Source organism: Streptomyces sp. NPDC097640, from assembly GCF_040302705.1.
GTDB lineage: Bacteria > Actinomycetota > Actinomycetes > Streptomycetales > Streptomycetaceae > Streptomyces.
The window spans coordinates 1-9,695 of the sequence record NZ_JBEOSB010000062.1 but is presented as its reverse complement, the minus strand read 5'-3'; the positions used below and the strand labels follow the sequence as shown (position 1 = coordinate 9,695).

Annotated in this window: 9 protein-coding genes and 2 pseudogenes; 7 read left to right on the top strand and 4 right to left on the bottom strand. The window is 72.1% G+C overall.

What is annotated here, in order from left to right; genetic code table 11:
- On the bottom strand, nucleotides 1-487 hold a 487-nt coding region (locus ABTY62_RS47140), incomplete at its 3' end, for a phage minor capsid protein (RefSeq protein WP_352135567.1).
- A gap of 281 nt (nucleotides 488-768) precedes the next feature.
- Here ABTY62_RS47140 and ABTY62_RS47135 point away from each other — a divergent pair.
- Nucleotides 769-1,779 carry an NAD-dependent epimerase/dehydratase family protein gene (locus ABTY62_RS47135; protein ID WP_352135566.1) on the top strand — a complete coding sequence of 337 codons (1,011 nt, stop codon included), beginning with the start codon at nucleotides 769-771 and terminating at the stop codon, nucleotides 1,777-1,779.
- Between the two features lie 48 nt (nucleotides 1,780-1,827).
- On the opposite strand, the gene ABTY62_RS47130 is transcribed toward ABTY62_RS47135, so the two are convergent.
- On the bottom strand, nucleotides 1,828-2,940 hold the full coding sequence (locus tag ABTY62_RS47130; RefSeq protein ID WP_352135565.1) for a sensor histidine kinase: 1,113 nt from the start codon (nucleotides 2,938-2,940) through the stop codon (nucleotides 1,828-1,830).
- Nucleotides 2,941-2,942: 2 nt separating this feature from the next.
- Nucleotides 2,943-3,695 (bottom strand): response regulator transcription factor, encoded by a 753-nt coding sequence (locus ABTY62_RS47125; RefSeq protein ID WP_502997666.1) that lies wholly within the window; start codon nucleotides 3,693-3,695, stop codon nucleotides 2,943-2,945.
- Nucleotides 3,696-3,810: 115 nt separating this feature from the next.
- Between ABTY62_RS47125 and ABTY62_RS47120 the strand changes: the two genes are divergently transcribed.
- From ABTY62_RS47120 to ABTY62_RS47110, 3 genes are read left to right on the top strand one after another with little or no spacing between them, the layout of a single operon-like run.
- Nucleotides 3,811-4,515, top strand: a complete 705-nt coding sequence (locus tag ABTY62_RS47120; protein ID WP_352135564.1) for a glycosyltransferase family 2 protein — start codon at nucleotides 3,811-3,813, stop codon at nucleotides 4,513-4,515.
- Nucleotides 4,516-4,532: 17 nt separating this feature from the next.
- Nucleotides 4,533-5,153, top strand: coding sequence for a TIGR04282 family arsenosugar biosynthesis glycosyltransferase (locus tag ABTY62_RS47115; protein WP_352135568.1), 621 nt, complete (start codon nucleotides 4,533-4,535; stop codon nucleotides 5,151-5,153).
- On the top strand, nucleotides 5,150-5,932 hold the full coding sequence (locus tag ABTY62_RS47110) for a class I SAM-dependent methyltransferase (RefSeq protein WP_352135563.1): 783 nt from the start codon (nucleotides 5,150-5,152) through the stop codon (nucleotides 5,930-5,932). Before ABTY62_RS47115 ends, ABTY62_RS47110 begins: the two co-directional genes overlap by 4 nt.
- Nucleotides 5,933-6,248: 316 nt before the next feature.
- Here the strand turns inward: ABTY62_RS47110 and ABTY62_RS47105 are convergent, their stop codons facing one another.
- Nucleotides 6,249-7,481, bottom strand: a complete 1,233-nt coding sequence (locus tag ABTY62_RS47105; RefSeq protein WP_352135562.1) for a molybdopterin-dependent oxidoreductase — start codon at nucleotides 7,479-7,481, stop codon at nucleotides 6,249-6,251.
- A gap of 112 nt (nucleotides 7,482-7,593) precedes the next feature.
- Here ABTY62_RS47105 and ABTY62_RS47100 point away from each other — a divergent pair, with 112 nt between their 5' ends.
- The 3 genes and pseudogenes from ABTY62_RS47100 to ABTY62_RS47090 form a co-directional block, all read left to right on the top strand.
- Complete coding sequence (locus tag ABTY62_RS47100; protein ID WP_352135561.1) at nucleotides 7,594-8,967, top strand: hypothetical protein; 1,374 nt, start codon at nucleotides 7,594-7,596, stop codon at nucleotides 8,965-8,967.
- Between the two features lie 153 nt (nucleotides 8,968-9,120).
- Nucleotides 9,121-9,398: pseudogene (locus tag ABTY62_RS47095) on the top strand (MarR family transcriptional regulator); the annotation flags it as partial.
- Between the two features lie 69 nt (nucleotides 9,399-9,467).
- Nucleotides 9,468-9,695 (top strand): annotated as a pseudogene (locus ABTY62_RS47090) (hypothetical protein); the annotation flags it as partial.

Below are 9,695 nucleotides of genomic sequence, written 5' to 3'. Positions count from 1 at the left end.
CAGCATGCTGCCTCAGAACTGCTCGCGGTCTGCTGAGCTTTGACAGATCGAACCAGCAGGTCAGCTCGGGTGACACAATTTCCGGCACCCACAGGCTGCGGCAGGCTGTTACCTGGTGGCGTCGGCGCCAGTTGACCCAGGCGACGCGAACGCCCACGCACCTCGCGCCTCGTCGAGGGTTTCCGGCGGCGCGTACGCGGACCGTGCGGCCGTCGTCGACTGCGTGCTCGGCCTCGGCCGTCCGGGCGCCGTCGGGCCCGTCGAGCGCAAGAATCTTGCCTTCCCCGGGGGCGTAGAGCGAGCACTCATGCGGGTCGTCGGAGACGACGAGGCCGAGGTCGACGACGAGCAGCCAGTCGGCGTGCGCCTCGACGGAGGCGTGGCCGGTGCTCGTGCGTATGGCCGTCTCGGCATAGGTGGTCATCGGCCGCGTGCGGTTGGCCTTGTCGGTGAACGAGCCGATCCCACGGTCGGTGAACTGCCGCACCGCGCGCTGAGTCGTCTGCCGGCGCGTGTCGATGCCAAGCGGGGAGTACCGGAGACGGCGGTGACCACGCGCCGGTAGATGTCCTCGACCGCCCGCAGAAAGCCACGATGCATCGCGGTGACGAGCGGCACGGTCTCGGCGGCGAGCCGGCCGACAGCCCTCACAAGCAGCGTGCCAGGGGCGACAGAAAGAACGCGAGAGGTGAGACTTTGTCTTACGGACTCGTGACATGGCGAGCGTGGTCCTGCGGTGCGGCGGAGTCGGGGCCTAGCGTGGGCGGCATGCGCGTACTGGTCACCGGCGGTGCCGGGTTCATCGGGTCCCATGTTGTGGAGGCGCTGACGGCGCGCGGGCACGAGCCCGTGGTGTTCGACGTGCGGAGAGAGGCCGGCTCGGACGTGCGGAGCGGGGAGGCAGTCTCCCTTGCTCTGCGCGGGGTGGACGCCGTGTGTCATCAGGCGGCGATGGTCGGGCTGGGCAGCGGTTTCGCCGACGCCGCGGAGTACGTGTCCCGCAACGATCTCGGCACCGCCGTACTCCTTGCGGCCATGGCGGACGCGGGTGTTCGGCGGCTCGTGCTGGCCGGGTCGATGGTGGTGTACGGGGAGGGTCGGTACACCTGCGAGCGGCACGGGATGGTGCGGCCGGGCCCCCGGGACGTCGCCGACCTGGCGGCCGGGCGCTTCGAGCCGACATGCCCGGTGTGTGGCGAGGAGTTGTGCTGTGGGCTGGTCGGGGAGGATGCGCCTGCCGACCCGCGCAACGTGTACGCGACGACGAAGCTGGCCCAGGAGCACCTGGCAGCGGCATGGGCGCGGGCGGCGGGCGGGGCGGCGGTGTCGCTGCGCTACCACAACGTGTACGGGCCGGGCATGCCGCGGGACACTCCCTACGCGGGTGTGGCCTCCTTCTTCCGCTCGGCGCTCGCCCGGGGCGAGGCCCCCCGCGTATTCGAGGACGGACGCCAGCGGCGGGACTTCGTGCACGTACGCGACGTGGCAGCGGCCAATGTGGCGGCGCTGGAGGCGGACGCGGCCGAGGGCGCGCTGACCGTGTACAACACCGGCAGCGGCGAGCCGCACACCGTTGCTGAGATGGCGCGCGCGCTGGCCGTGGCGTACGGAGGGCCCGCGCCCGTCGTGACCGGGGAGTACCGGCTGGGGGACGTCCGACACATCACGGCGGATTCGTCGCGGCTGCGGACCGCACTGGGCTGGAAGCCCGCGGTCGGTTTCCAGGAGGGAATGCGGGAGTTCGCGGGTGCTCGGCTGCGCGGGGAGTGTGCTCGGTAGCACCGCGGGCTCGGCTGCCTGGCGAGTGTTCCCGGTAGCCCCGCGGTCTCATCCCTCGGCCGCGGGAAGGGTCACCTCGAAGCGGCAGCCGCCGGGGATGTTGCGTACGGCGGCGTGGCCGTGGTGGGCCTCGACGATGCCGCGGACGATGGCGAGGCCCAGGCCCGCGCCGGCCGGGGGTGTGCGGGCGTGGGTGCCGCGCCAGCCGGTGTCGAAGACGCGTGGCAGGTCCTCCTCGGGGATGCCGCCGCAGCCGTCGGTGACGGACAGGGTGACACCGTCGGGGCAGCGCTCGGCCGCGACGGCGACCGTTCCGTCGGCCGGTGTCCGGCGGATGGCGTTCACCAGCAGATTGCCCAGCACCCGGCTCATCTCCTTGCCGTCGACTTCGACCGGCACCGGCTCGATGCGGTCGCCCACCAGCCGCACACCGTGCTGGCGGGCCAGCGGGTGGACCCCTGCCAGGGCGTCGCCAACCAGGTCGTACAGGGAGATGCGGGAGGGTGTGATGGCGAGGGCGCCGGCGTGGATGCGGGAGAGTTCGAAGAGGTCGCCGACCATGTCGTTGAGGCGCTCGACCTCCGTGCGGATCTGCTTCAGGTAGCGGTCGGGGTCGGCTGCGACGCCGTCCTCCAGGGCTTCGGACATGGCGCGCAGGCCGGCGAGCGGGGTGCGCAGGTCGTGCGAGATCCAGGCGACGAGCTCGCGCCGGGAGGATTCCAGGGCACGCTCGCGCTCCCTGGAATCGGCGAGCTTGACACTGGTGGCAGCCAACTCGTGGCTGAGCGCGGCGAGTTCGGCGGTGGCCGGGACGTCGGGGGCCGCGAAGTCGCCGCCGTCACCGAAGGACCGAGCGGCGAGTTGGAGCTCCCGGCTGCGGGCGACGACCCAGCGGCCGAGCAGCAGCGCGGTGGCCAGGGAGACGACGGCGGCCATCGCGACCACCGTCGTGACGACGGTCAGGTCGTGGGCGGAGAGGAACATCGCCTGAGCCACGGACAGTGTGCCCGCGAGCATCGCGGTGACGGCGACGGCGGCCACCACGGTGAGCGAGGCGGTGAGCGACCGCCGCCGGACCAGCAGCAGGACGCACGCCCCGAGCACCCCGGCCACGGCGGCGCCGAGGAAGGCGAACAGCGCGATGAGGAGGATGTCGTGCACGGTCACTCCTCGCCGTCGGCGGGGTCGAAGCGGTAGCCCACGCCCCATACGGTCTGGATCAGGCGGGGCCGCGCCGGGTCGTCCTCGACCTTGCCGCGCAGTCGGCGGACATGGACGGTGACGGTCGACAGGTCACCGAAGTCCCACCCCCACACCTCGCGCATCAGGTCCTCCCGGCTGTACGCACGGTTCGGGTGCTGGAGGAAGAAAGCGAGAAGATCGAACTCTCTTACGGTGAGAGCGAGTTCGCTGCCGTTCTTGGTGGCGCGGCGGGCGGCGGGGTCGACGGTGAGACCCGCAGCACTCAGAGGCCGTACTTCGTGGGAGGTCCTGGCGAGCCGTGTGCGGCGCAGCACCGACTCCACCCGCAGCACCAGTTCCCGGGGGCTGAACGGCTTGGTGACGTAGTCGTCGGCGCCCACCTCCAGGCCCAGGATCCGGTCGTCCTCGTCGCCGCGCGCGGTGAGCATGATGACCGGCACCGGCCCGCGGCCACGCATCCGGCGGCACACCTCCAGGCCGTCCATGCCCGGCAGCATCAGGTCCAGCAAGACCAGGTCCGGCCAGTGCGCGGCGGCATGGGTGAGGGCGGCCGGCCCGTCCCCGGCGCGGTCCACGACGTACCCGGCGCGGTCCAGATACCCCGAGACGACCTCGGCGACGGTGCGATCGTCCTCCACCACAAGGATGCGGGCGGCATCGGCCGGCCGGTGTTCGGCGGCCCCTGTCCCCATCGGCTCGTACGGCTGTTGCATGCAGCCAGCCTCGCACCGCATCCCCTCTGACGCCGCCTCCCACTGCCGACGTCCGTGTTTCGTAAGGACCCGAAGCCCGAAATGACCCTTTCGCGCCCGTAGGGTGAGAGCCGTGATGACCTCTCCCACAACATCGGACGTCGATGTGGTCCTGCCCTGCCTGAACGAGGCCGACGCCCTCCCCTGGGTGCTCGGCCGCATCCCGCACGGCTGGCGCGCCCTCGTCGTCGACAACGGATCGACCGACGGCTCGGCGGAGCTGGCCCGCGAGCTGGGCGCGTTGGTCGTCCACGAGCCGCGCCGCGGTTTCGGCGCCGCCTGCCACGCGGGGCTGACCGCCGCCACCGCCGACGTGGTGTGCTTCTGCGACTGCGACGCGTCCCTCGACCCCTCGCTGTTGTCTCCGTTCGTGCGCGAGGTGAGCGGAGGTGCCGCCGATCTGGTGCTCGGCCGACGCCGCCCGCAGGGCCGGGGCGCATGGCCGGCGCACGCCCGCGTCGGCAACCTCGCGCTCGCCCGGATGCTGCGGCGCCGCACCGGGCTGTGCCTGCACGACCTCGGCCCGCTTCGCGCGGCCCGCCGCCAGGCACTGCTGGACCTCCGCCTCACGGACCGGCGCAGCGGCTATCCACTGGAGATGGTCGTACGGGCCGCCGACGCGGGCTGGCGGATCACCGAGCACGACGTCCCGTACCTGCCGCGCACCGGCGCCTCCAAGGTGACGGGCACCTGGCGCGGCACATGGCAGGCGGTGCGCGACATGCGCCGGGTGCTGGCGGAACCGACCACATCATCCGCAGGAGGAGGGGTCCCTCGTTGACCGTGCCGACTACGACCATGCCGGCCACGCTGCTCGTGATCGCCAAGGAGCCGCGGCCGGGGCGGGTGAAGACCCGGCTGACCCCGCCCTTCACCCCTCCGGAGGCGGCGGCCCTCGCCGAGGCGGCTCTCTCAGACACCCTGCACACCGTGGCGGTGACCCCCGCGTCCCGGCGCGTCCTCGTGCTCGACGGGGCACCGGGCGACTGGCTGCCGCCCGGCTTCGAGGTGGTACCGCAGTGCGCGGGCGGGCTGGACGAGCGGCTGGCAGACGCCTTCGCCGGGTGCGACGGCCCGGCGCTGCTGATCGGTATGGACACCCCCCAGGTGACACCCGAACTCCTCACCGTGGACTTCGCCGACTGCGACGCGTGGATCGGCCCCGCCGAGGACGGGGGCTTCTGGACCCTGGGACTCGCCGACCCCGATCCCGGCCTGCTGCGAGGCGTGCCCATGTCGACGGCCGTGACAGGAGCCGTCCAGCGGGAACGGCTCGTCGCGGCGGGCCTGCGCGTGCGCGATCTGCCCCGTCTGCGCGACGTCGACACGGCCCTGGACGCCGAGGCCGTCGCGGCGTCCGCTCCGCACAGCCGGTTCGCCGCGGAGTTCGCCCGGCTGACGGAGGTCACGGGCCGATGAGCACGACGCACGACATCTCGATCTCACCACCGGCCACGCCCCCCTGGAGCGCGGACGACCCCTACTCCCACGCCCTGCGCACCGGTCGCGGCCCGCTCTTCCTACGACGGACGGACGGATGGCTGCTGCCGCTGGAGGTGGAACGGTGGTGCGCAGCCGCCGACGCGGTCGATCTGGAGGTGCTCGGCCGCTGCGAAGGCGCTGTGCTCGACGTGGGATGCGGGCCCGGGCGACTGGTGGCGGCGCTCGCCGCGCAGGGGCGACGCGCCCTCGGCATAGACGTCAGCGAGGCCGCCGTCGACCGGACCGTCCGGCTCGGCGGCTCAGCGCTGTGCCGCTCCGTCTTCGACCCGGTCCCCGGCGAGGGCCGCTGGGGCACGGCCCTGCTCATGGACGGCAACATCGGCATCGGCGGCGACCCGCGCGCACTGCTCCACCGGCTGGCCCAACTGCTCGCCCCACATGGGCTGCTGATTGCCGAGACGGCACCCGTGGACGTCGACGAACGTGTCCGTGTCCAGGTCCTCCACGTCTCCGACACAGGGCACACTACCGGCGCCCTGTTCCCCTGGGCCCGCCTGGGCACCCCGGCCCTGCTGCGCCACGCGGACCGCTCCGGGTGGCATGCCATCGGTCAGTGGACGGTCGGCGGCCGCTGCTTCGTCGCCCTGCGCAGCCGCAGTACCAGCAGCAGCCCCGAGCCGCCGAACAGCACGGCCGTGATCAGCAGCCAGCGGACGAGGAAACCATCCGCCGAGAGCCCGGTGGCGGACCGGTAACGGCCCGCCACCTGGCCGCTGATCAGCGGGAACCACACCAGCATCAGCAGTCCGGACAGGACGGCCGGCACACGCACGTACATGGCCCACTCCCGGCGGCCCACCACGCCGAGCGCCCGTACGGCCGTCCGGTCAGCCACCGCGTACAGCGGCAGCAGCACCAGGTCGTGGAGGACGGCCGCCCCCACGAACCACAGCGCCACCCCGAACCAGTCGCCCGCGAGCAGCCGCGCCCCTGCATAGCCGACCAGCGTGAACGAGCAGGCCAGGAGGAGGAGTTGGCGCGGGCTGCCGAGGGGAGGGAGCCGTCTTTTCATCAGAGGTCTCCGAACGTCATCCGGGACACCCACTTGGTGTTGAGCACACCGGGCGCGGCGGGCACGATGACCCGGGCCGGGTAGCCGTGGTCGGGGGTCAGCGGCTCGCCGTTCGCGTACAGGGCGAGGAGGGAGCGCGGGTCCGCCACCTGGTTGGCGCGCAGGGCGGCCCGGCGGAAGGCGCCGCGTCGCTGGAGGGACTCCACCAGGACATCGGGCACCGCGTCCGCGTCGTATCCGGCGAGGACGGCGAGGTCCCGCAGCCGTACCCCCCTCCACCACTGGTCGGAAGTCGACCAGCCCTCCACGCAGGCGATGGGCAGTGCCGAGCTGTGCAGGGGCAGTCGCAGCAGGTCGGCCCGGCTCAGCCGAACGGTCCCCGAGCGCCCGGTGACGATCAGCCGCCACGCCTCCTCGCTTGTTTCCGTGGCCTCGATCCCCGCGTACGCGGCCGTCTTGTTGATCTGGAAGCCGCCGGGACCACTGCCGGGATCGGCGCCACCGTGCGGCGCCAGGAGGGCTGTGGCCCGCAGCCCGTCGAAACTCTGCCCCGCCGTCGTCCCGAACAGCAGCAGCGAGCCGCCCCCGACCAGCCACAGCGCCCCGCGCCGGGAGACGGTCGGCGGATCGGACCGCGGGGACGTCAGCTCGGACGCCGACTCCCCTTCCCGCAGACCGGTGCGGAGTGCGCGCACGGCCGTCGGCGCCCGCAGCACCACGTGCACGACGAACGCGGCGAAGAACACCCACGCACCGTAGAAGTGCAGCGGATAGAAAGAGCCGGGAAAGACGTAATCGAGCTGGACATTGAGCACACCGGTGACGAACTCGAACAGCACACCGCCGACCAGCAGCAGCAGCGAGATCCGCTCCAGGGCGTGGGCGAGTGATCGCGCCGGCGGCAGCGCGAACAGCTTCGGCACCACCGACCACAGCTTCGCCAGCAGGACGGGGATCAGCGTGACGCCGAGCGTGACGTGGACGCCCTGGGTGAACCGGTACAGCCAGGGCGGATCAGTCGGCCAGGGGAAGAGGTAGAAGCCGAGGATCCCCTTGTCCGGCGTCTTGTCGTTCACCGGCGACAGGCCCGGGTTGTAGGCGGCGTACGACACCAGCCCCGTCACGAACAACACCGTGATCCCACCTAGCAGGACCACACCGAGAACGGAAGTGAACCACGGACCGCGCAACGGGCTGCGCCAGAACGAAGGGGAGGACGGAGAGCGTGCCATGATCCGACCGTAGGCCCGGGCCGCCCCTGAAAGGGTTCGCGACCCATGACGAAACGCTGACGTCCGGGCCGCGCGCCGCCCGGACCGTCGCCTTGCGGCCTAGCGTTCCGGTGTGACCCGCGCTCTCGTCCGTGATCTGCTCGCCTCCGTGGCCGCCGCCCTGCTGGTCGTGGCGGCCGTGCTGATCGGCCGCCACATCCAGCACACCAGCCACACACTGTTCGTCGGCTGGCCCCCGCTGTACGCCACCTGGAACCCGCACCTCGGGCCCGGCACCCCGGCCGCCCTGACGGTGGCGGCCGCCGTGGTGGCGTACGGACCGCCTCTGGCCACGCGGCTGCCGTGGCGCACCCTGCTGGCCATGGCCTGGGGCACCGCCATGGCCTGGACGTGGTCCCTCGCCCTCGTCGACGGCTGGCACCGGGGCATCGCCGTCCGGCTCACCACGCGCTATGAGTACCTGCAGGTCATCGACCGCTTCCACGACATCCCGGCCGCTCTGAAGGACTTCACCCACCACATCCTGCTCCACTCCCCCGAACACTGGCCCCCGCACACCGCCGGGCACCCACCGGCGGCCACCCTCACCTTCGTCCTCCTCGACCGCATCGGGCTCGGCGGCGGGGGCTGGGCCGGGGCCTGGTGCATCACCGTCGGAGCCACCGCCTGCGTCGCCGTGCTGGTGACGCTGAGCACCCTGGCCGGGGAAGACCTGGCGCGGCGCTCGGCCCCGTTCCTGGTGCTGGCGCCGAACGCTGTGTGGATGGGCACATCGGCCGACGGGTACTTCGCGGCGATCGCCGCCTGGTCCGTGGCGCTGCTCGCCCTCGCGGTGTCGGGGCGCAAAAGGCCCCGAGCCCGTGCCGCGGCGTTCGGCTCGGGGCTGCTGTTCGGCCTGACCGGCTATCTCTCCTACGGGCTCACGCTGATCGCACTGATCGCAGCAGGCGTACTGGTGGTCTCGCGGGGCCGGGTCCGTAACCTGACCAGGGGGCTTCCCCTTCTGCTCGCCGGGCTCGCCGTCGTCCCGGCCACCTTCACCCTCGCCGGCTTCAACTGGTGGGAGGCATACCGGCTGCTGGTCGAGCGCTACTACCAGGGCGCCGGCGGCATCCGGCCCTACGGCTACTGGGTGTGGGCGAACCTCGCCTGCACCGTACTCATCACCGGCCTCGCGACCGCCGCGGGCCTGCGACGGGCCGGCGCCACCCTCATCCGGGACCGCACCCGCCTCCTCCCCCGGCCAGGCGCCCCCGGTCTCCCCTCCACCGAGGCACGCCTCGCCCTGCTCGTACTGTCCGCCCTGCTCGCGCTGCTCGTCGCAGACCTGTCCGGCATGAGCAAGGCCGAGACCGAACGGATCTGGCTGCCGTTCGCGATGTGGCTGCTGCCCGCGTGCGCACTCCTCACCCGGCCCCGGGCCTGGCTGACGGCACAAGCCGCTCTCGCCCTGCTCCTCAACCACCTGCTTCTGACCGGCTGGTGAATGTAGATCCGGCCATCCGCGGTACACACAGCGCCCGCTCAACTGGCCCGATCAGCGTCCGGGATTCGGCACGTGCGCCATGTCGCGGGCCGGGACGGTAGAAAGGGGCGTATCTCGCGCCGTTCACCAACCTCCGCGTCCGATGCCGAGGCGATGGTCACCGCCCTGCTCACCGCGTCCCGTCTCCTCGTCGCCGTCTCCGCCCGGTCCCTGGCCGCGGTCGAGGAGTCCCTGACACTGCCGCAGTTCCGGATGCTGGTCGTCCTCGACAGCAGGGGCCACTGAACCTCTCCCGGCTGGCAGGAGAACTGGGAGTCCAGCCGTCGACCGCGATGCGCATGATCGACCGTCTGGTCGCGGCGGGCGTGGTCGCACGCGGCGTCTCCGCCGAGGACCGGCGCACCAGCGTCATCTCACTCACCAAACCCGGCCTGTGCCGCTCGAAAAGTCATCGCCGCAGGTGAGCTGGATGCGGTCAGTCCGCTGGGATCATGTCCTCCGTGATCGTGTCCTTGCTGTGCAAGGTGGCCCGGAAGCTGCTGACGGCTTCATCGGTGCTGCTGCGTCGCGGGACGGCGAAGGAGGCGGAACTGCTGGTGCTGCGGCACGAGAACGCTGTCCTGCGTCGCCAGCTGGCCGAACCGGTCCGCTATGAGACCGCCGACCGGTTCTGGTTCGCAGTCCTGTCCGGGCTGATACCCCGGCGCCAGTGGCGCGAGATCTTCCCT

Coding starts and splice junctions, on each gene's coding strand:
- ABTY62_RS47120 (WP_352135564.1), top strand. CDS start 3,811: ATGACCTCTCCCACAACATCGGACGTCGATGTGGTCCTGCCCTGCCTG.
- ABTY62_RS47115 (WP_352135568.1), top strand. CDS start 4,533: ATGCCGGCCACGCTGCTCGTGATCGCCAAGGAGCCGCGGCCGGGGCGG.
- ABTY62_RS47125 (WP_502997666.1), bottom strand. CDS start 3,695: ATGCAACAGCCGTACGAGCCGATGGGGACAGGGGCCGCCGAACACCGG.
- ABTY62_RS47105 (WP_352135562.1), bottom strand. CDS start 7,481: ATGGCACGCTCTCCGTCCTCCCCTTCGTTCTGGCGCAGCCCGTTGCGC.
- ABTY62_RS47110 (WP_352135563.1), top strand. CDS start 5,150: ATGAGCACGACGCACGACATCTCGATCTCACCACCGGCCACGCCCCCC.
- ABTY62_RS47135 (WP_352135566.1), top strand. CDS start 769: ATGCGCGTACTGGTCACCGGCGGTGCCGGGTTCATCGGGTCCCATGTT.